This is a genomic window from Vibrio sp. SCSIO 43155 (genome assembly GCF_023716605.1).
GTDB lineage: Bacteria > Pseudomonadota > Gammaproteobacteria > Enterobacterales > Vibrionaceae > Vibrio > Vibrio harveyi.
On record NZ_CP071852.1, the window covers coordinates 1472470 to 1494832 of the forward strand.

General features: G+C 43.9%; 17 protein-coding genes. 7 read left to right on the plus strand and 10 right to left on the minus strand.

Annotated features, from left to right (window positions below; genetic code table 11):
• Positions 1–267 precede the first annotated feature (267 nt).
• Entirely contained in the window at positions 268–855 is a 588-nt protein-coding gene (locus J4N44_RS06745; protein ID WP_005444533.1) for a TfoX/Sxy family DNA transformation protein, read from the plus strand.
• A gap of 210 nt (positions 856–1065) precedes the next feature.
• Here the strand turns inward: J4N44_RS06745 and J4N44_RS06750 are convergent, their stop codons facing one another.
• From J4N44_RS06750 to J4N44_RS06760, 3 genes are all read right to left on the minus strand, one after another.
• Positions 1066–1614, minus strand: coding sequence for a hypothetical protein (locus tag J4N44_RS06750; protein WP_005442235.1), 549 nt, complete (start codon positions 1612–1614; stop codon positions 1066–1068).
• Positions 1615–1821: 207 nt separating this feature from the next.
• Complete coding sequence (locus J4N44_RS06755) at positions 1822–2319, minus strand: response regulator (protein WP_009698122.1); 498 nt, start codon at positions 2317–2319, stop codon at positions 1822–1824.
• On the minus strand, positions 2316–4256 hold the full coding sequence (locus J4N44_RS06760; RefSeq protein ID WP_252044993.1) for an ATP-binding protein: 1941 nt from the start codon (positions 4254–4256) through the stop codon (positions 2316–2318). The genes J4N44_RS06755 and J4N44_RS06760 overlap by 4 nt, the downstream gene beginning before the upstream one ends.
• 185 nt (positions 4257–4441) lie before the next feature.
• On the opposite strand from J4N44_RS06760, the gene J4N44_RS06765 reads away from it, so the two are divergent.
• The 4 genes from J4N44_RS06765 (at position 4442) to J4N44_RS06780 (ending at position 10201) form a co-directional block, all read left to right on the plus strand.
• Positions 4442–5704 (plus strand): DUF945 family protein, encoded by a 1263-nt coding sequence (locus J4N44_RS06765; protein WP_017188166.1) that lies wholly within the window; start codon positions 4442–4444, stop codon positions 5702–5704.
• A 131-nt stretch (positions 5705–5835) separates the two neighbouring features.
• A complete protein-coding gene (gene serC, locus J4N44_RS06770) occupies positions 5836–6930 on the plus strand; it encodes a 3-phosphoserine/phosphohydroxythreonine transaminase (protein ID WP_252044994.1) in 1095 nt (364 codons plus the stop codon).
• Positions 6931–7097: 167 nt separating this feature from the next.
• Complete coding sequence (locus J4N44_RS06775; protein ID WP_017188164.1) at positions 7098–8270, plus strand: sugar ABC transporter substrate-binding protein; 1173 nt, start codon at positions 7098–7100, stop codon at positions 8268–8270.
• Positions 8267–10201 carry a diguanylate cyclase domain-containing protein gene (locus J4N44_RS06780; protein WP_005444512.1) on the plus strand — a complete coding sequence of 645 codons (1935 nt, stop codon included), beginning with the start codon at positions 8267–8269 and terminating at the stop codon, positions 10199–10201. Before J4N44_RS06775 ends, J4N44_RS06780 begins: the two co-directional genes overlap by 4 nt.
• Before the next feature lie 78 nt (positions 10202–10279).
• On the opposite strand, the gene J4N44_RS06785 is transcribed toward J4N44_RS06780, so the two are convergent.
• From J4N44_RS06785 to dsdC, 4 genes are all read right to left on the minus strand, one after another.
• A complete protein-coding gene (locus tag J4N44_RS06785) occupies positions 10280–10666 on the minus strand; it encodes a hypothetical protein (protein ID WP_005444511.1) in 387 nt (128 codons plus the stop codon).
• Between the two features lie 234 nt (positions 10667–10900).
• Positions 10901–11914 (minus strand): helix-turn-helix domain-containing protein, encoded by a 1014-nt coding sequence (locus tag J4N44_RS06790; protein WP_017188162.1) that lies wholly within the window; start codon positions 11912–11914, stop codon positions 10901–10903.
• A 549-nt stretch (positions 11915–12463) separates the two neighbouring features.
• Positions 12464–13414, minus strand: a complete 951-nt coding sequence (locus J4N44_RS06795; RefSeq protein WP_017188161.1) for a helix-turn-helix domain-containing protein — start codon at positions 13412–13414, stop codon at positions 12464–12466.
• A 182-nt stretch (positions 13415–13596) separates the two neighbouring features.
• Positions 13597–14544, minus strand: a complete 948-nt coding sequence (gene dsdC, locus J4N44_RS06800; protein ID WP_005444507.1) for a DNA-binding transcriptional regulator DsdC — start codon at positions 14542–14544, stop codon at positions 13597–13599.
• A 208-nt stretch (positions 14545–14752) separates the two neighbouring features.
• Here dsdC and dsdX point away from each other — a divergent pair, with 208 nt between their 5' ends.
• Positions 14753–16090 carry a D-serine transporter DsdX gene (gene dsdX, locus J4N44_RS06805; protein WP_049536178.1) on the plus strand — a complete coding sequence of 446 codons (1338 nt, stop codon included), beginning with the start codon at positions 14753–14755 and terminating at the stop codon, positions 16088–16090.
• A gap of 15 nt (positions 16091–16105) precedes the next feature.
• On the plus strand, positions 16106–17437 hold the full coding sequence (dsdA, locus tag J4N44_RS06810) for a D-serine ammonia-lyase (protein ID WP_049536177.1): 1332 nt from the start codon (positions 16106–16108) through the stop codon (positions 17435–17437).
• A 260-nt stretch (positions 17438–17697) separates the two neighbouring features.
• Here dsdA and cydC read toward each other — a convergent pair whose 3' ends face one another.
• From cydC to trxB, 3 genes are all read right to left on the minus strand, one after another.
• Positions 17698–19419 (minus strand): heme ABC transporter ATP-binding protein/permease CydC, encoded by a 1722-nt coding sequence (gene cydC / locus J4N44_RS06815; protein ID WP_252044995.1) that lies wholly within the window; start codon positions 19417–19419, stop codon positions 17698–17700.
• Complete coding sequence (gene cydD / locus J4N44_RS06820; protein ID WP_252044996.1) at positions 19412–21199, minus strand: heme ABC transporter permease/ATP-binding protein CydD; 1788 nt, start codon at positions 21197–21199, stop codon at positions 19412–19414. The genes cydC and cydD overlap by 8 nt, the downstream gene beginning before the upstream one ends.
• Positions 21200–21302: 103 nt before the next feature.
• The gene (gene trxB, locus J4N44_RS06825) at positions 21303–22262 is read right to left on the minus strand and encodes a thioredoxin-disulfide reductase (protein WP_252044997.1); all 960 of its coding nucleotides are present in this window, start codon (positions 22260–22262) and stop codon (positions 21303–21305) included.
• Between the last annotated feature and the right edge of the window lie 101 nt (positions 22263–22363).

The window sequence follows — 22363 nt, forward strand, 5'->3', positions numbered from 1 at the left end:
GATGTTTGATTTTTGGCAGTTGCTGTGTCAAAAAAACATCGCTTAAGGATGAGTAAATGTGAAACTAATCACGTATGTGGAATTTGTAGTTCGGCAACTGTGACATAGATCCTAACTTATTTTTCAACGTTAAGTATGATTAAGACAGTTGGTGAGCGCAATTCACAAAAATATCGCCAACATATCGACAATTTATAATTCGCTATAAGCTGCTGTTCATCTGGTGACATCGCTAATCGGGGTAATTTATTCCAATTACAGAGGTCAATGGACATGACAGACCAAGCTTTTTTTAACTATGTAAGCAATTTTAGTGAGTACCAAAAACGTTCAATGTTTGGCGGGATTGGTTTATTCAGCAACGACGCAATGTTCGCACTAGTAAGTAACGACTGTTGTTATTTACGTGGTGGTAACGGGTTAGATGAAGAATTTACTCAACTAAACTGTGAAAAATATAAGCACGTCAAAAAACAAACGACGGCAACCGTTAACTACTATGATGTAACCGATCTATTTGACTCAGGTTTTGCGGGTCTAGACGCGTTGTTACAAAAATCGATTGAATGTTCTATTAAGGAACGTAAATACCAAAAGTCTTCAGCCAGTAGACGTTTGCGTGACCTACCCAATATGCAGTTGACGCTAGAGCGTATGGTCAAAAAAGCAGGTATTGATGACGTAGAAACGTTTTTGGAACTAGGACCAGTAGAAGTATTTAATAAAGTAAGAGTGACATACGGTAGTGATGTTGATGTGAAGCTTCTATGGAAGTTTGCTGGCGCCACTGATGGTATTCACTGGAAGCTGCTCCAAGAACCACGCAAGAAACAACTGCTGGCAATGTGTGAATAAATCGCTTTAGTTTCACGATGATTGACTCGTTTAGGATGAAGTTAGCGAGTCATAAAAGGTGAGTGTTGAAAGCGACAAAAGGAAGTTGATGCTTTTGGCCACTTCATTTGAGTTAGTCATTGCAACAAGACAGTTTGTAGATACAAAAAAACCGAGGTAAATGCCTCGGTTTTTTAGTTCATACTTTAAGAAAGTACGCTCAGTAGGCGTTTAGAACTTAAAGCGAGTAGTGAACATTACTTGATCACCGTAGAAGTCGTTGATACGCGCTTCAGCACCCAGAGAGAATAGCTCTGTAGAGTGGAAACGAGCGTAAACAGAGCCGATCCAATCGTCATCGTTGTCGATAGAAACGTAACCCGCTTTACCACCAACTTCTAGTTGAGGACCAAGCCATTGGCGCACGCCTAAGTTAAGTTCCATACCAACGTCAGTGCTGCTTGAGTTTGACGGTTGTACAACGCGCATTAGCATTGCACCCGTTAGGTCAGCCCAGTTGTTTAGTGGTGAGTGGAAACCAAAACCTGCTGCTGAATCGAAATCACCATCAAACTCAGAGTCGATGCGCGCGATTACGTGTGCATTTGGGTGGATTGATTTGCTGAAACCAGCACCGAACGTTACTGGGCTAGCACCAATGCGAGCTTCCATGTAGTCGTAGCTAAAGTTGCTCATTGTTGCTGGAGCGTTGTAGTCGTTCGCAGCTAGAGCTTGGCTTGATGCCAACAAAAGGGCAGCGGCTAATAGTGTTTTACGCATAACTAACGATAAACCTTGTCTTATAGTTCCATGGATCCAAGTAACCACTTGAACCGTAATCTGATTTGTTCGACATCATAATAAAAACGAAGGTCTACGACCAACAAAAATGTGTCGATGTTTTGTCAAATGACTCATTGTGCCGTTTTATCAGCAAAAAACGCGCCATGTTGATGACGAATATGACTTGTTTTTCTATCCCAGCTCTCATTCACCAAAGCTTGCACGTCGTTGTGCCATCGCGTTGAGGATTGCCTCTGCGTCTAGGATGGATGTCCACGATAATAAGTTGTCATCATTTTCTATCATAAAAGCAGTCAGTTGCGAAACAATAGCGTCTCTGAGCTCTTCACCTTTCCAAGGCTTGGCGATGTAGTAATCGAGGCTCGCATGATTGATTGCTTCAACGGTGTCTTCTAAGCCAGCTTGACCCGTTAAGAGCAGCTTGCGAGATGATTTAGTGTCACCATTTTGACTGAGTTCGATTAAAAAGCTGATGCCAGTTTGCTCCGGCATGATGTGGTCACACAGAATCAAGGCAAGCTGAATACCGTCCTCCGCCATTTCTTCAATCACCTGTTTTGCTTCCGTGACAGATTCCGCACCCTCAACAACGAAATTTTCTTCGAATGGCATCAAATCCTGAAGGACACTATCTAAGACTTCTCTTTCATCATCCACACATAAAATCAGATATTTAGTCATACTTCATCTCCTTCTTGAGTGATAGGTAACCAGACGGTCATGCAAGTGAAATGGTTGAGCTCAGATTCCACCTCTATCCAGCCTTTATGGCTTGCCATAATCTGTTGGCAGATAGACAGTCCGATACCTAAACCGAAATTACCTTCTTTCTTGGTTGTAAAGTTGAGTTCAAAAATGGCTTTTTGTTGCGATTCGGGGATGCCACATCCGTTGTCTGTAAATGAAATTACGGCATACTTTTGTTGGTTTTTTTCTACCAAGCGAGATTGAATAGTGAGTTCGCCTTTATCAGGAAAGGCATCAATGGCGTTGGAAATCAGATTTGTCCAAACTTGTTGTAAAGCAATGGGTTGGCAGAGTGTATTAGGAAGTTCTGCGTAGTTTGTTGTGACCTTATGCATCTTGAGTTTGTTCTCAAAGATCACCAACGTATCTTCTATGCCTTCATGTAAGTTGGCAAAGTGTAAACCTTCGTCGTCTGAGCGCGCGTAGCCTTTTAAGCTTTTTACCATATCAGCGATGCGAGCTGCGCAAACATTGATTGAGCGAAGTGATGCGCCGACTTGATGATATTGTTCTAACGTGCCAAGTGAATCCAATGAGTCGGCGTTTTGACGGTTAAGTTGTGCAACCAAAGTTTGGTCGCCCTCAAGCCCTAGATTAACGACTTTCTTTGCTAATGTTCTGTCGGGAAGGCTGGCACTCAATTGTTTTACTCGCTCCCTGAGTTCTGCGGTCGAAGCCGGTTTGGCGCTTTGAGCTCTTGTCAGTAAACCAATGCCTTTTTCTTGAACCTCGTAACTAGGTAGCTGAGTGAGTAGGTTTTCAAGTGTCAGAGTTAGGTTTTCTACCCCTCGCAAGATAGCTGCAATGGGGTTGTTTAATTCGTGTGCGACACCCGCAACAAGTTGACCCAGCATCGCCATTTTTTCGCGTTCGATGAGTTGCTGGTGGGCGGACTCCAATGATTCCAATGTTTTTTGCAGTTGCAACTTAGTGTTGATACTGCGTTGCAATCGTCGGTTGAAATGACGTAGCAACAAGTTGGTAAACAGAGGTAGTAAGTTAGAATCACCTTGCATCACCTTACGGAAGACATTTCTGTCAAGCTTGATGACTTCCGTTTTTGTTAGGGTGAGTGCAGTTGAAAACGAACTCTCTCCGGTGACAAATGACATGCCGCCGACAATGTTTCCTTTTGAATGGCGCACCACTTCACGTTGCATGCCAAGTTCATCACGTTTGTAGAGCGCTACCTCACCACTGGTAATAAACCACAAGAAACTGTTTGGCTCGCCTTCAATCGTAAGTAGGTGTTCAGGAGAGTAGGTGCGGCAAGCCTTGGTATCGTCATTTTGTTCAAAGAAGTGTTGCAACGCCGTGATGACTTGTTCTGCGAGTTCCCCATCAGAGAGGGCATGGTAGTCGTTCAAGAATCCTGCTTGATAGTTGCTCATCTGATTTTCGATGTGAGCGCGCAGCAATTTATGCTGGTCGAGGATTTGGCTGTAGTTGAGCAAGTCTTCTCTATCATGACGGAGAATGAACTGGGTCAGTTCTTTTTGCGCCGTATTGAACAGGACCTTATCCGGAAGAGGCTTGGTTAAGCAGTGATCGAGGCGTCCTTCATTGACGGCGGTTAAAATGGCCTCAATATCGGACGAGCAGCTAATAAGGATTTTGCGAGCTTGCTCAGTGTGTGGCTTGCGGTCGAGACCGATGAGGAAGTCAACGCCATTAAAATGTGCATGATGGCTCGCAATAACCAGCGCAACCTTTTGTTCTCTTTCTTCGAGGTATTCGAGAGCGCTCTGCGCTTCTTCTATCGATTCTACAGAGAGAATATCAAACTTGCTCGAAAAGGCAGACAACTCCAGTCGAAACTGTTCGGCACTGATTGGATTGTTGTCGAGGCACAATACGGCGTAACGGTTCACAGTGGTTTGAGCTCCGGTTAAAACTTGGCACCAACAACATATCAATTAAATATAGAAATGGTTGAGAGCTGAGTATTGTTCTCGATTAATGAACTAAAATAACCATCAATAGTCTGATATATCTCAATGTTTTATCCGCTTTGGGTTTGGGTTAGACTGAGCACAAATACTCAATAAGTGACGTTATGGAAAATCTTAAAAAAATCGGTGCCATTGGTGGCGCTATTTCTCTTGCGCTGTGTTGGCCGTTAGCAGTTGGTCAAATTGGTCAAACTATCATTGAAGATGGCATCGCCAATATGAACGATGAAATGGTCAAAGGTGAAATTGTGGAATATGACCGCGGTTACCTGTCTTCGGTCGTTCTGACGCGTTACACCGTTGTCGACCCAGAAATCAAAGCGCAGCTTGAGCGTGATGGTCTTCCGACAGCTTTTGATGTGACCAGCGACGTAACACATGGTTTAACAAGCCTAAGTGCTGACTCTAAATTGGTGGATGCTGACTTTTTGCCGCTGACAATGCACAGTAAAACTCAGCTCAACGGAAACACGGATTTCACGCTTAACCTAGCAAGTTGGAATTACCAAAACGACGCTCAAGGTATGCACCTTTCATCTAGTCCTGCGCAAGTTAAAGGTAATGTGACTGTGCTGGGTGATTTAAACTACCAAGTGTCGATTCCTTCGGTACAAATCGACTTTGAAAATGGTGAAGAGATTCATCTAACAGAGCTGAAAGGTGAAGGTAAAGGTAAGCAAGCAAAAGGATACTGGCTAGGGGAGCAATCTTTCTCTCTACAAAAACTGGATATTGTTGATGCGCAACTTGCCCCGATGTTCCTAATCGAGAACGCAAGCTACAGTGGCAATACATCCCTGAATGAATCTGGCGACAAACTGAACACCCAGTTGGTATTAGACGCTAAGCAAATGCGTTTAACGGATGGTACAGACGTTGATAACTTCAAGCTTGATTTCGCTATCGGTGATATTGACAGCCAGTCGTTCGATCAAATTATGTCGATTTACCAAAATTCACCAATGCTAGATGAGCAAGAGATTCAAAAGCTGTTGCCGCATATTGATACTTTGTTTAGCAAAGGCTTTAACCTATCAGTCAACGAACTATCTCTCGCATTTGGAGACGGCAAATTCCGTAATGAATGGCAATTATCCGTGCCGGAAGGTACCGACCACATCACGCAAGACCCGATGAAGCTAATGACAGCGACAAAAGGCTCGCTGAATACTTACTTCTCTGATGAGTTGGTGGATCTGTACCCATTCATTCAAGAAGGCGTTGACGAGTTGATGGTGATGGAACTTATTGAGAAAAAAGACAAGGGCTATGAACTAAAAGCACAAATTTCTGATGGGAAATTGAAGTTCGAAAATGGACAAGAATTTCCTTTAATCGCACTGCTTATGCCTGCATTGATGCAATAGAGAAGTTTACAAAGTAAGTTTTTAGCTTTTCCAGTTTAAAAAGAGGTCGTAAGACCTCTTTTCTTGTTTTTATCCCTGCAAAAACGTGATATTAATTTCGTAATCTTTACTTAGCAGGAGCAATGAGCATCATGGAACAAAATACGGACAACGTATTTAACTTCAGTGCAGGACCTGCAGGTCTGCCAAAAGCAGTCATGCAGCAAGCACAAAAGGAGCTAATCAACTGGCAAGGTCTTGGGACTTCAGTGATGGAAATCAGTCACCGAAGCAAAGAGTTCATTAAGGTTGCAGAAGAAGCAGAGCAAGACCTTCGTGATCTTTTAAATATCCCAGACAACTATAAGGTATTGTTTTGCCAAGGTGGTGCTCGTGCTCAATTTGCCGCTGTTCCACTAAACCTATTAGGTAGCGCGGAAACTGCGACCTACATTGATGGTGGTTACTGGGCAGAAAGCGCAGTAGCAGAAGCGAAAAAGTACTGTGAACCTGACGTGTTCAACGCAAAAACGGTGATTGACGGTAAAGCGGCAGTTCTACCTGCAACAGAATGGAAAATTTCGCCAGATGCGGCTTACGTCCATTTTTGCCCGAACGAAACCATTGATGGTATTGAAATCAACGATCTGCCAGTAACGGATAAACCAATTGTTGCAGATATGTCTTCGACCATTCTTTCTCGTGAAATTGATGTTTCTCAATACGGTGTCATTTACGCTGGTGCACAAAAGAACATTGGTCCATCAGGCATTGCAATTGCGATTGTTCGTGACGATCTTCTTGGTTTGGCGAAAGAAGTGCTACCGAGTATTCTTGACTACAAAGTGTTGGCAGAAAAAGAGTCGATGTTCAACACGCCTCCTACATTCGCTTGGTACTTATCAGGTCTAGTGTTTAAGTGGTTAAAAGAGCAGGGTGGCGTAAAAGCGATCGAGCAAGTAAACCGTGAAAAAGCAGCACTGCTATACGATTACATCGATCAGTCTGATTTCTACTGTAACGGAGTGCACTCTGCGAACCGTTCTCTGATGAACGTACCGTTCCAACTAGCAAAACCAGAACTTGATGGCACATTCCTAGAGTTGGCAGATGCAAAAGGACTGAAGGCACTAAAAGGTCACCGTGCCGTTGGTGGTATGCGTGCATCAATTTACAACGCGATGCCGCTTGAAGGTGTGCAAGCTCTCGTGGACTTTATGCGTGAGTTCGAGCAAGAGTACGCTTAATCACTAACTGTGATATAATCTTTGAAAGCGTCGCAATTGCGGCGCTTTTTGCTTTCTATGGTAGGGTGAACCACCAATGGAAGCACCCGCACATTTCCTGTCGGCACTTTTGAATAAGCACCAGTCGTTCGCTACTTTTGTAATACCATCAATTTTCGAGAATTCTAGTGAGAAACCTGAGCCTGTTGTTGTTATTTCTGTTTTCCTCCTTGGTCTCCGCTCAAGAGATCCAAGTTTGGAGTGGCATTGAATATTCTACCGTCGCAGAAATTAACGAGCGCTTCGAAGCCGAAACAGGCAACACACTCGCGATCAGAGAGTTCGATGTAAACAATATCCGTTCAGAACTACTACTCGCCAAGCAAACTGGTATTACCGTGCCTGATGTTATTTGGGTTCCTTCTGATTTCTTGGGACTACATGACTACTTTGATCTCGCCCAAATTCCGCCAAGCTGGTTAGAAGAGAAAAGCATAGAGCCAAAAGCTCTGGAACTCGTCACCGTGGACGACGCCATTTATGGGGTACCGCTTGGTTTAGGTAATCACTTGGTTTTGTATGTGAATACGAAGCTGACCAACGAAGTACAGCCAACTTGGGAAAAGCTTATTGAAGATGCCAAACAGGGCAAAAGCACGCTCGCAATGCAGTATCCGAACATGTACTTCTTGATGTCGTTTGTGCCTATGTTTTCCGATCATAGAACGCAACCTATCACTGATATTGATGTTGGTGCACTGGCGGCGGCTCTTAAGTTTTATGGTCGTTTACCTAAAGAAGGTGTGGTGATTGATGATTACAACCAAGATCAAGCGCGAGCGTTGTTCATTGAAGGGAAAGCGCCATATCTCATTGATGGTGATTGGGCGCTAGGTGAGCTGAAGCAACACTTCTCAACAGAACTCAGAATCAGCAGTTTACCGACGTACAATAATCATCACATGCACTCACTGAGTGGCGGTAAGGTGTTGGCATTTAATGCTGAAGCAATGCGCAATCCGGCGAAGAAAAAAGCAATGCGTACTCTGGCGATGATCGTACAAAAGCCGGAGTTTATTGAAGACGTCATCATCAACCAGAACTTGATCTCTACCAATCGCTCAATCAACCGCAAATGGTATGACGAAGAGAACACCTACTATAGCGATTTGTACAAAGAGCTGACCCCCGCTTATGCCATGCCAAGTACCGTAGAAATGGCGGTGACTTGGGAAGCGTTGATTCGCGGATATAAGCGCTATAAAGCAGGCATGCCTGCACACGGCGCCGCTCAATTTGTGGTGGACTTCATCAATAAACATTCAAATCACATTCACAAGAGTAGGAAAGCATCCTTATGATAAGTTTGCGTAGCATCTTAACTTTGATTGTGGTGGTAGGGTCGTTACTGCCTGCTTATTGGGTGGGCACCAGTATGATCGATAAGCACCAAACCGATTTGTTGGTGCAAAAAGAACTTAAACTGGAAAATACCAATCAAGGTATCCAAGAAACGATAGGTGAAGACCTGACCTTTGTGGCGAACTTAACTCGCTGGTATTCCAAGGATCGCTTACTCGTTCAAGGCATGGATAACGTCCTGTATTCATCCATTATCTGGCAAATGATAGAGACATTTGAAGAGTTGGCGGTCAATGTCAGTACGACTTACATTATCGATAAAAACTGGCAACCAATGTACGAAAGCAATGGCTCAGTATATCACCTAGAAAACAGTAAGCTGCTGACCAAAATTCGAGCCGCTGAAGACATTTATAAGCAAGGTAAGATGTATCACAGTACTTACTTTGATGAGGGGCTGGTATTAAATGGGGGGCAAAGTGGTATCGCCTTTGTCAGCCCGTTACTGCCGTACACGCTGCTGCCAGGTTCAGAGTATGAGCCGCAAGGTTATTTGGTTGTTTTAGTGTCATATCAGGATTTAATCCGAATTTCGCAACCATTCTTATATGCTCAAGAAAGCGTTAACTTCCACTATGGTGCGGTGAGTAATACCAAGGGGGATACCACGCATCATTTGAGTAAAATTACCGTCCAGAACAACAGTTTTGTGAAGCCATTAGAAGTGACTATGATTCACACTGTGTCAGACGCAGCACGAAACCAAGAACTGACACAATCGAAGCAACAGCTATTAAATATCATCATTGCGACCTTGGTTGTGACTCTATGCATTGCGATTGTGGCAAGCCGATGGCTTACAGAACCTATTCGTCAGATGGAAGTGGTCGTGCGTCGATTTAAAACGAATAAACGACCAGATTTATCGCCTAAGCGTTTTCAATTTAAAGAGTTTAGACAGTTGATGAGCCTATTGGATTCGCTTTGGGCGCAATTGACCAGTCAGATGGATGAGTTGGAAGTACGAAACAAAGCGCTGCGCAACGCCAACCAACAAGTTCAAGATACTAACGCGCAACTTGCGAACTTCAACCAAAAGCTAGAGCATCGAGTTGAAGAGCAAACGGCGGAGTTGCGGGCAAACTTAACACGCGAAGAAGCGCACCAAGCAAAACTCATGACGCTGATTAACTTTACCACTAGCCATGCAGGGGTAGGGTTCCATGCGATTCCGGAAGTGATTAATTCGGGGCTCTCCCGCTTGTTTCCTGACTCAGACATGCGCTTTAGTTTTGAAAAACCGCGCAGCGAAAATGCGAAAACCATGCGATCTTCTACGGGAGCTGAAATTGGTTACTTCTGTTATGGCAATTATGTCATGACAGGAGAAGATCGCATTTTATTGGAGCTATTTAAGAAGCAGTTATACTCGTGGCTGGAGTTAGAAGATTTCGCACGTCGAGACAAACTCTCAAAGTGCTTTAATCGTAAGGCGTTTGACGAAGACTATGAGTTTGCTTGCCAATCCGTCATTCAAGGACATTGGCAATCTATGGCTATTATTGTGATTGATATAAACGGCTTAAAAAACCTCAATGACAATTATGGGCACGACCGTGGTGATGTTTTGATTGCTAAGTCAACGCAACTCATCAAGTCGGTTCTCAACGGAAAATCCTTGTTGTACAGAATTGGTGGTGATGAATTTGCCGTCATTGCAAAAGACTTGAGTATTGACGCTCTAAACGCGTTGATTACACGTCTTGAGGTATCTCAACAGAATAAGTGGGTTGAGCTATCTGAGCATAACCGCTACCCAGTTCAGTTTTCTGTTGGAGGGGCTTCAAGTGAATCTGTGTCGATTGAAAATCTGTTTTCGATCGCGGATGAAGCTATGTATGAGAAAAAACGCGCCTTCTATCAGAAGTAATAATGAGTAATCGCAGACAGAAAAGCCCTTGTTCTTGCCGAATTAAGGGCTTTTTCGTATCCGGTTTTAAACGTTAGGTTAGTTAAGGTGTAGAGTCAGGGGTTTCGCGATAGCAATGGATTCAATCGGCGAATCATCATCGAGAGGATAGGAGATACTAGAGCTGACAATGCCTGCATTATATAGGCAATAGACGATATCAAGTTTGATATTATTTTGTTTAAGTTCGATGCCCGTCAATACTGAATCACAGTCAGCTATTTCAGATAAATTTACCGCTTTTTGTAGTGAGATTTTTAATAGACGATCTTCCGCTTCATAGCTGAATGCTCTTACTGCAAAGTCATCAATATCAATGATGGATTGGTTTTCTTCATTAGTGTCTAGAAATATTGGATTAACTTTATCCCGATATTGAATTGAGAGTGTCCCGTGCAAATCAAATGGATAGCGAATCTTTTTCATGCGTTTCACCTGCTAATAAATTAAAGCGCTTGGGTATAGATCTTAACGACTTAGATGTTGAGCAGGATAGCATTTGAGAATTGATGAGCATCTTGATTGCTAAGTGATATAGCGGCAATCATTTGAATGCCGCTATAGAGCTGTGAACCGTTATCAGAAGTCAAAGATAGCGATATGAAGGCACAGTGAATCTAAACTAACAATCGACAGCAAAGCGTAAAAGCCGGTATTTGTTTAACAAATGCAATTAGGGTGTTCTGTACAACTGTCACATTGGCGATGAGTACAAACACCACAACACGTCAATAAATAGAGAAATTCTGGCTGAATAAACAGCTCACTGGTTTCAATATACATGATTGCGCGAGTATAGCGTTTAGCGCCAACTTTGATTGCACCTACCGGGCTTTCTCCTTCGTAAGCCGCAACACTAAAGCCCATTTTAAACATCACATCGACCGAGCTCTTTAAAGTGACACTTGCGTAATAATGATGGATATGCGCGTTTTGAGCCAAGAAAGTGAACTCTGTATGCAGCTGTTTACGAAATACGCGTTCATTTTTGGAGTGCTGACTGATGGCGTAGTAAGAATATACTCCTTTCTCTCTCAATGGCTTGGTTAATCTAAGGTCAATCGTGTCGATAGGTAAGCGTTGCTTTTTAGTTCTATCTAGCTCATTTTCCAATGTGGGCACAGTAAAAAACATACCAATGTTATGACCGACTAGCTCACCTTTGGAAAGGTATTTATAAGCAATTGCTCGATTGTCTTTTTGATATTCAACCAAATCAATAGTCGCAAGACTATGTTTAATATTTAAAGACTTAAGCTGATTATGAAAGTTGTTCAGACTGTTAATGAATTCTTGCTCATTATTTTGGCTCAGTTCTTCCTCTTCAATATGATCATACACAACAGGGTAAGCATTTTTGTAGTCAATCCCTGAGATGATAGACATTGCGTCTTGGTATCTTTGTTTCAAAGACAATTCAAACTGTTCAACCTCGTCTTTTAAGGGCGTATCTAACCCTAAATTACAAAGGTATGGCAGCAGGTTGTTTTCAAATGCACGAAGCACTCTGACTCGTCGGCTTAGACTCGGTTGAGTGATTCCTCTTTCCCATCGGCTAAAAGTAACACAGTCTATATTTGCTAAATCACCACCTAATAGATTTAGTCTTATTGATGCTTGCTCCTGAGTTAACCCTAATGTGGTTCTTATTGATTTTAGATAACTCCCGAACACTTTACTTCCCCCATAGGTTTAAAACATGTCCATAGCTAATTGTTATTTTTCGTTTAAGTTATGTGCATGACATTTCTCTGCCAAATGTGTCAATTTTGAGAAATGGTATTCCGGTACGGTACAATCATTTAAAATTGATGAGACATATAGGAAGTTGGAAATGCATTAATATTTATGTCGTGCTGCTCATAAATATCATGCAAATCGTATTATGTTTGTCGTTTAATTGAGAAGGCATTGTGCGTATTCTATAGGTATGAGATGCCTAGTTGAAAATGAAGGATATTATTTTGCATTCATATAACCATATGAATAATAATGATTTTATTGTTTTATTTATCAATGTCCAAACAAAAATAATTGAATTTCAATTCGATCTAATATTTTTTGCCATTATCTTAAAAATGAGAAATGTTCATCAAAGAGAATATATTTCATAAGAAAATAATAGGTATTAATGGAATGGTGTTCTTTAGGTGAATTTCAGCCTCTTATACGTAGGAATATACGAACTAAAGCCGTTAATAACGTTGCATAGTCATTTTATATTTATCTTTGAGCAGTCATGTTGGTTTGATGTTGGTGGAGCAGGTAGATCATCGCTGGCTGAGCTAACAGCACGGCAGTATCCAATTTCAATAAACACTTTCGATATGCTTTTCGACCGATTTTGACAGAGCCGGTCCGAGCTGGGCTGTCATACGCGACTTTTTTGGCACCAAGGTCCACTAGATAATCACTGAATTTGTTATCGAAGGCATAGTAGTAAATCTCAGTAATATTGGATTTGCTCGCGATGTAATCCACAAACGTTGGGTGCAGTTTCATGAAGACTTGTTCACTCATGGCATAACGACTCAAACAACACATGGCGAATTGATACTGCTCCGAATAAGACCGCACGAGCTCAAATGGCAGTGTTTGGTTAGGATTGGTAAAGTGTTCGTCGAGGTCCTTTGTTTTAAATAAGAAGGAAATTGAATGTCCTTTTACCTTGTTGGACTCACTATCTCTATACACCTTGGCTATCAATTTGTTTTCTTCATCTAATGCTAAGAAATCAAGGTCCAGCATTCCTGGGTAGTGAGCATCGGCATTTAGGAAGAAGTTATGCAACCGTGGGAGGTGAGTGTCGATGTCATGAGCAAAGAGTGCCTCTTCGATAATAGGCGCTTCTTCTTGGGGTTTTAATTCTTCATATCCAGAAGAAAGTAATAGTGCTTTTTGTGAGTAGTAACGTTCATAAATGATATCGTCCAAAAACGTTTCGTTCTCCGGCGAAGGCAAAGAGAGCAAAAAAGGTCTGAGATCTAAGGTAAGCTCACGTAGCACTTTAATTGCTTTGACGGTCTTAGGAGCCGTTGCATTCCTTTCCCAGCGACTAATAGTGACTGAATCCACAGATGAAAACTCTGGATTTGCCAAGTTTAATTTTGTCGCAAGCTCCCTTTGCGTTAATCCAAGTTGATATCTCAATTGCTTTAGATAATCACCGAACATTAACTACCTCACCAAGTTTGTTCTGTTTGGGGTATTGATTGTTGGGTCATTATAGGGAGAGACAGACAAAGCTCAAGCATCAGCGCTTTCTAATGAAGGCGCTGGTTTTTCAGTCAGCCTTAACATTTATTTGTGACGCGAAATCGGCGCGTGAAGTAATAGATCTTCTGAATCGTTTTCTCTTATATTCTCGTTATACTGATTTGCTCAATTAGCCAGTTAATAAAAAGCTCAAGCTTTCGAGAATGTTTTTCGTTAGCCGTAACGACATAATATTTCTGTTTGCATTGCAGAGTTTGGTTTCTAAAAGGGGTGATCAGTTCGCCGGATTTAAGTCGTTTTTCCACCAGCGATAATCGACCGATAGCAACCCCCGCATTGTGCATAGCAGCACTGACGGCTAAATCGGATCGGTCGAATGAAATGCTTGGAATAGCGTCAATGTCTGTTATGCCATTTTGCTTTGCCCACAGTGTCCATTCATCGTGATGGGAGTTGTAATCCCATGCTTGGTTGTCGTGAAGTAGGGTGGCGTTTACCAAATTCGCTGGCTTTTCAAATAGGTTAAATTGTTCTGCATATGTTTGAGTGCAGACCGGGATTATCTCTTCGCTCATCAATTCTTTCGACCACAACTTTTCTGGCATTTGCTCATCGAAATAGATCGCGGCATCGATGCCATAACCTTGGAAATTGACGTTCTCATTGCCAGTAAGAATATTCAGCTCGATGGAAGGGTGCTTTTGCTTAAATAGGTACAACCTAGGCACAAGCCAACATTGTGCAAAAGAAGGGCGGGAGTAAATCGTCAGCTCTCCGGAGACTTCGCCATTTCTGACTTCCATTACCTCTTGGTTTAACTCGTTGAGCGTTCTGTTCAAGGCGAGATAAATACGTTCCCCTTCTTCAGTGAGCGTGATTTTTCGGTGAGAGCGGGTAAACAAGGCAATGCCAAGTTCTTCTTCGAGCTTGTTGATACGGTGAGAGATGGCGCTGGGCGTCATGGAGAGTTCTTCTGCTGCAAGAGAAAATGAACTGTGTCGTGCTGCCACTTCAAAAGTATGAAGCTTGGAAAGTTGAAAACTATTGATGCGTTGGTTCTTGGCGAAAATATTGTCTCTGGTATACATGTGCGTTATTGAGTCGAACTTGATAGAACACATAATAACGGCGTTGTTATAGTTGGATTCACCTATTGGTCGAAAAATTCACTAAACGTCGTATAAATCACGCTTTTGTTTAAATTTACTTCATCTAAAGGTGAGTTTTGATCGTTTGTCAGGGCTATGGATTCCTCGTTTAATTGCAGTCAATTAAAACAACAACATAGGTCTGAACATGGAATCCAACCTTTGGGTCATTACTACCCTCATAACGAGTATCTTAATGATCGTTTTTGCGATCGTTAAGTTTAAACTCCATCCTTTTTTAGCGCTGTTACTCGCCAGTTTTTACGTTGGTGGGATGATGGGGATGCAACCTTTAGAGATGGTCAGTGCTATCGAAAGTGGCATTGGCGGCACTCTTGGTTTTCTTGCTGTCGTGATTGGTTTAGGCACTATACTTGGCAAGATGATGGAAGTGTCTGGGGCGGCTGAGCGAATTGGGCTTACCCTACAAAAGATTCGCTGGCTATCACCTGAAGTCATTATGGTGTTAATCGGCCTTGTTTGCGGAATTACCCTATTCGTAGAAGTTGGCGTAGTGCTGTTAATTCCACTGGCTTTTTCGATTGCGAAAAAAACCAATACCTCACTTTTAAATCTCGCCATTCCGCTTTGTACCGCCTTGATGGCAGTGCACTGTATTGTTCCTCCACACCCCGCCGCATTGTTTGTGACCAATGAGCTTGGTGCTGATATCGGTTCTGTGATTTTCTATGGCTTACTCATAGGTTTGGTTGCGTCTTTAGTTGGCGGTCCGCTGTTCTTGAAGATGATGGGTGCTCGTCTACCTTTCAAAACCGTACCTGAAGAGTTCACCTCATTAGAAGTGAAAGATGAATCACAATTACCATCTTTGGGGGCGACGCTATTCACCGTGATGTTACCTATTGCGCTGATGCTGTTAAAAACGGCGGCAGAACTCAATATGGAACATGGCAGTGCGCTGTACACCACTTTGGAGTTTATCGGTAACCCAATTACAGCAATGTTTATCGCCGCTTTTGTTGCTTATTACATGTTAGGTATTAAGCAGAACATGGGCATGAGTGTACTGCTTGAGAAAACGGAAGGTGCATTTTCTTCGATTGCCAACATCTTGCTGATTATTGGCGCTGGTGGTGCATTCAACGGCGTATTAAAGGGCAGTGGTTTGGCGGATGTATTGGCACAGTTACTTTCTAATCTCGATATGCATCCGATCCTTCTTGCATGGCTTGTCGCGATTATTCTGCATGCGGCAGTGGGCTCTGCCACCGTTGCCATGATGGGCGCGACGGCAATTGTGGCTCCATTACTCCCACTTTATCCGAACGTAAGTCCAGAAATCATTACTCTGGCTATAGGCTCTGGCGCAATTGGTTGTACGATAGTGACCGATTCGCTCTTTTGGTTGGTGAAGCAATATTGCGGAGCCACGATGACAGAAATCTTCAAGTACTACACGACAGCGACATTCATTGCCTCTTTTGTTGCATTAGCAGGCACATTCTTTCTGTCGTACATGATCTAATAAAGGTAAACAATAATGACTACGCATAACGTAAACGCACTAGTAGCAGAATTCCCTTTGGTTGAGCGACTCATTGGGTTAGAAGAGGTGGTTTGGTTCAACCCAAATATCACCACACTTGAAGAAGGTCTGCCGTACGTTGGTTTAGGTGCAGCCAACATCAAAGACGCGAGTGAACGACTAAAACGCTTTGCTCCATACTTAATGAAAGCCTTCCCAGAAACGGCGGCTTCTAACGGAATTATTGAATCGAACGTTGTTGACATCGACAAGATGAAGTCCTGCTTGGAAGCGCAATATGGCACTCAAATTCTTGGACGTTTGATGCTGAAAAAAGACAGTCATTTGCCTATTTCAGGATCAATAAAGGCGCGTGGTGGCATCTATGAAGTGCTAACACATGCAGAGAAGTTGGCGATTGAAGCTGGGCTTCTAAGTGAAAGTGATGATTACAGCAAATTGTTCAGTGAAGAGTTTCGTCAGTTCTTTCAGCAGTACAGCATTGCCGTAGGTTCGACAGGGAATCTAGGTATGTCTATCGGCATCATGAGTGCAAAACTTGGCTTCTCGGTATCGGTTCATATGTCAGCGGATGCACGAGAGTGGAAGAAAAATAAGCTGCGTTCTCATGGCGTAAACGTGGTGGAGTACGAGCAAGATTACGGTGTTGCTGTAGAGCAGGGACGCAAAGAAGCGGAGAAAGATTCAACTTGCTTCTTTATTGATGATGAGAACTCTCAGACCTTGTTCTTAGGTTATTCCGTTGCAGGCGAACGCTTGAAGCAACAGTTTGATGATATGGGTATCATCGTTGACGCGGAGCACCCTCTGTTCGTTTACCTACCTTGTGGGGTGGGCGGTGGTCCTGGTGGTGTGGCGTTTGGCTTGAAGATGGCATTTGGTGACCACGTTCATTGTATCTTCGCGGAGCCGACACACTCTCCGTGTATGCTGCTTGGGGTGCACACTGGCTTACATGATGACATCGCGGTGCAAGATCTTGGTATCGACAACATTACTGCCGCTGATGGTCTAGCGGTAGGGCGTGCGTCTGGTTTTGTGGGACGAGCAATGGAAAGACTGCTTGATGGTTACTACACCATGACGGATGAGCGCATGTACCATCATCTGGGTGAGCTAAGTGAACAAGAAGACATTCGTTTAGAGCCTTCTGCGTTGGCGGGCATGATGGGGGCAGTTCACGTTTCACAAGACCAAGTTTACCAAGCTCGAATGCAATTTAGTGAAGATAAGATGAAGAACGCCATTCACCTAGTTTGGGCTACGGGTGGCGGCATGGTGCCAGAGGCTGAAATGTCGGCGTACCTTGCGAAATCTGGTCGATAATTGAGTTTACTCTTGCTTTGGGAACTGCGAGAGTAATACCAATCGTAGCAAATAACTGGTCATTCTAGCTGGTTATAACGCTTGATAACTTTGTTTACTTTTCGTTTCAAAGTAAGTTAATTGTAGAGTAACTACTTATCGAAAATTTTAGCCTTGTTCTCAAGCGTTTTTCCTGCGCTAACTTTGAACACTTGCTTACTGTGATTGGTATAAAAAAGGGCTCATCAATGGATGAGCCCTTTGCTTATGTTAATTCCAGACTACAGAGATTGTAATAGCTGGTGGTAACGACCTTTCTCAGCTAGTAGCGCTTGGTGGCTACCTTGTTCGATGATCTCGCCTTGCTCCATCAGACAGATGTTGTCCATACTCTCTAGCTCAATCAAACGGTGGGTGATAAATACCACGGTTTTGTTCGCAAAGTGCTCTTTGAACAGTGCCATTACCGTTTGCTCTGTGCGTTTGTCTAGACCTTCAGTTGGTTCATCAAGAAGCAGGATTGGGGCATCACGCAACAGAGCGCGCGCAATACCAATTCGACGCTTTTCACCACCAGACAGTTGACGTCCGCCATCACCTAACCAAGCGTTCAATCCTGGCTCTTCTAAGAGATTCGCTAAGTCCACTTTGGTCAGAATATCAGCTAGCTGCTCGTCCGTGGCTTCAGGGGCTGCAAGCAGCAGGTTGTCACGCAATGTGCCATTAAGAACATCAACACGTTGGCTTACTACTGTGATTGCCGCGCGAAGATCAGATTCACTCCAATCTTGCAGAGGTGCGCCACCGATGCTCACTTGCCCCTGGTTTACATCCCAGTAGCGACAAAGCAATTGAATAAGTGTTGATTTACCTGAACCAGTTTGACCAACAATCGCCGTTTTCGAGCCTAGTGGCAGTGATAGCGTTAGATCTTTCAGTACTTTTTGCTGACCATCAGGGTAGGTGAAATCTACCTTACTGAACTCAATATCTAACGGCTTATCTTCGCGTTTAGAACGTTCAGGGAAGATAACGTCTGGTTCAGCTAGCGTGATTTCGTTTAATCGACGTGCTGAAGTCAGTGTTTGACCTAGGTATTGGAAAGCACCGGCGATTGGCATCAGAATTTCAAAGCTCGCCATGGTGGCAAATGCGAACAGCGCAATCCAAGGATCTGGCGCACGACCACCAACGCCATCCGCAGCAAACCACAGCATCGCAACGAGCGTTAAACCATTTGCTAGCATCAGCAGACCAGAAGCCATGCCCGTTAGGTTAGCGTTGACGAACTGGTTGGATAGCAGTTGTTTTTGCTTATCAAGAATCACATTGCGGTAGCGCTCTTCTGCGCCGAATAAGCTTAGTTCACTGTAACCTTGCAACCAGTCTAGTGTTGCCACGCGAAGCTGTGCTTTATTTTGTGTCAGATGTTCGCCGTTATGCTTACCCAGTTTGTAGAACAGTACCGGCCACACTAACAGCATTACCGTTAGAATACCGCCAAGCAATAGGGCAAGATGCCAGTCAAAGAAAGCAAGCACTGCGGTTAGCGACAAGATGCCGAATACGCCAACAATCACAGGGCTGATAAGACGCAAATAAACATGATCCATTGCATCTACATCCGCCACTAGACGGTTTAGCAAGTCTGCATCACGCAAAGTCGAAACACGACCGGGGATCAACGGCGCAAGCTTCTTGAAGAAGAAGATACGTAGATCCGTTAGTAGCTTGAAGGTCGCATTGTGGCTAACCACTCGTTCACCCCAACGACCTGCCGTACGTGCCATTGCCGCACCACGAACACCTGCGCCAGGCAACATGTAGTTAAAGGTCTCGCGAGCTATGGTCAATCCTGCCACAGCAGCAGCCGAAATAAACCAGCCTGATAAGGTTAGCAGACCAATGGAAGCGGCCAGTGTTAGGAAAGCCAGTAGCATACCCAGCGACAAACCAAACCAGTGCTTTTTATACAGTTTTAGATAAGGGAGTAAATCACGCATCTAAGTTCCCCTTGTCTGATTCACGTTGAGCTAGGTTGGCAGCCAACATTTCTTTAAATAAACCATCTTGAGATGCCAGAGTTTCGTAATCACCACGTTGGACAATTTGACCTTCTTGCATCACCAAAATCTGAGACACATTTTGCAGTGGTGCCAATTGGTGAGTGATCATCAAGTTAGTGGTGGATTCGGTGTATTTACCGATGCCTTCCATCACAAGTTTCTCGCTCCGAGCATCCAAGCTGGCGGTTGGCTCATCGAGTAACCAAAAACGCCCGTTTTGTAGCATCGCACGCGCAAGTGCAAGACGCTGTGCCTGACCAACAGATAGACCACCGGAGCGGTCAGAAATTTGGTAATCCAAGCCATGCATTTCAACAAACTCTGCGGCGTGAGAGTCGTTGAGTACTGAATGGACTTGTTGGTCTCGAATATCTTGCTTGCCCAAGGTGACGTTGTCACGAATGCTGCCGTGTAAAAGCATCGGGTTTTGCCCAATCCAACTGATGGCTTTTCGCCATGTAGACAAGTCCAGCTCAGATAATTCACAACCGTTAACTTTCAGACTGCCCTTGTATGGCATAAAACCAAGGATGGTGTTCACTAAGCTGGTTTTACCTGCACCACTAGGGCCAACTAATGCCGTGCTTTGGTTGGCGTCTAAAGAGAAGGTTAGGGGACCGACGAGTTGTTTGCCTTCTGGACTGAAGATAACAAGGTCACTGGCTTCGATGTGAATCGCTGCGTTTTGCTCAACGACTTTATTGCCGTCTTTCACTTGGTCAACGTCTAGCTCTAAGAACTCAACGATGCTTTCTGCTGCACCGACTGCTTGCTGCTTCGCATGATAGAAAGTGCCTAGATCGCGCAGTGGTTGATAGAATTCAGGCGCAAGGATCAGAATAAACAAACCGGCGAAGAGGGTTACGCCAGCGCCGTAATAGCCGAAGTTCAGTTCACCGATGTAGCTGAAACCGAAGTATACCGCAGTAATCGCAATTGAAATCGAAGTGAAGAACTCAAGCACGGCAGAAGATAGAAAGGCAATCTTCAAGACATCCATCGTACGTGTACGGAAGACTTCTGATGCCCCTTTTAATGTCTCGGTTTCTGACTTAGTGCGATCGAACAAACGAATCGTTGTCATCGCTTGTAAGCGGTCGTAGAAATGCCCAGAAAGACGTTGTAGTGCTTTGAAGTTCTTGCGGTTTGCGTCAGCGGCTTTCATACCAACCAAGGCCATAAACATTGGAACCAATGGCGCAGTTACTAGGAAAATTAAACCCGCTGCCCAGTTAATAGGGAAGACCACCACCAGAATGATGAAAGGCACCAATACAGACAACGACATTTGTGGAAGGTAGCGAGAGAAGAAATCTTGCATATCTTCTACTTGCTCTAAAATCAGAGTTGCCCAACTGCCCGCTGGCTTGCCTTTGATGTAAGCAGGACCAAGTTGGTGGACTTTATCGAGAATCAGTTGACGAATATAAACGCGGATTTGTTCACCACAACGGTATCCCGCAATTTCGCGTCCCCAAGTACAGGCCGCGCGACCAACAACGGTGACACCTAATCCGACGAAGTGCCAAACAAGTTCACTTTTGTCGACATGCTCAATGATTAACTGGTGGAGAATGGAGGCGAGCAGGGCTGCTTGAGCCAATAAAAACACGCTTGATAGTACGCCTAGGCCTATCGCAACCATCAGCCAGCGCTTGGCTAACTTACTTTGTTGCTTAAGCCACTTATTCAAGCTGCTTTGCTTTTTCTTATCCATCGTGAAGGCTTAATGATAATTGTTTTAATGAGGCGGTAGTATACAAAAGAAAACCCAGCGGGAATACCGCTGGGCTTTAAGGATATGACACAAATGTGAAAAGTTATTTGTCAGTAAGTGCGTCTAGGAAACGTTCTGCATCCAGTGCAGCCATACAACCAGTACCTGCAGAGGTAATAGCTTGACGGTAGTTATGATCCATCACATCACCCGCTGCGAACACACCTTTAATGCTGGTTTGTGTTGCGTTTCCTTCAAGACCAGATTGAACGATGATGTAACCATCTTTCATGTCTACCTGGCCTTCAAAGATCTGTGTATTTGGTTGGTGACCGATTGCGATGAATGCGCCCATTACTTCGAGATCTTCGGTCGTACCGCTGTTCACATCTTTGATACGAACGCCAGTAACGCCCATGTCGTCACCTAGCACTTCATCTAGAGTGCGATCAGTATGAAGAATGATGTTACCGCTTTCTACTTTATCCATCAGACGCTTCACGAGGATCTTTTCAGCGCGGAATGAGTCGCGACGGTGGATCAGGTGAATTTCAGAGGCAATGTTTGATAGGTAAAGCGCTTCTTCTACCGCTGTGTTACCACCACCCACTACCGCTACTTTTTGATTACGGTAGAAGAAACCATCACAGGTTGCACATGCCGATACACCACGGCCTTTGAACGCTTCTTCAGATTCAAGACCTAGGTATTTTGCTGATGCGCCGGTAGAGATAATTAACGCATCACAAGTGTACTCACCAGAGTCACCTTTTAGACGGAATGGACGTTGAGACAATTCCACTTCGTTAATGTGATCGAACACGATTTCTGTTTCGAATCGTTCTGCGTGCTCTTTCATGCGTTCCATCAAACCAGGACCAGTAAGACCTTCTGCATCACCAGGCCAGTTTTCTACTTCTGTTGTGGTCGTTAGCTGACCACCTTGCTGCATTCCCGTCACAAGCACAGGGTTTAGATTGGCACGCGCTGCGTAGACTGCTGCGGTGTAACCTGCTGGACCAGAACCAAGAATTAATAGTTTACAGTGTTTTACGTCGCTCATTATGGCTCCATAGAGGGCTGAACATTTTCTCCGATTGTATGGAAATTCTTAGTGCTTTAAAAGCATAAACGAAAGGAGCCAACCGAATTATTGGTTATAGG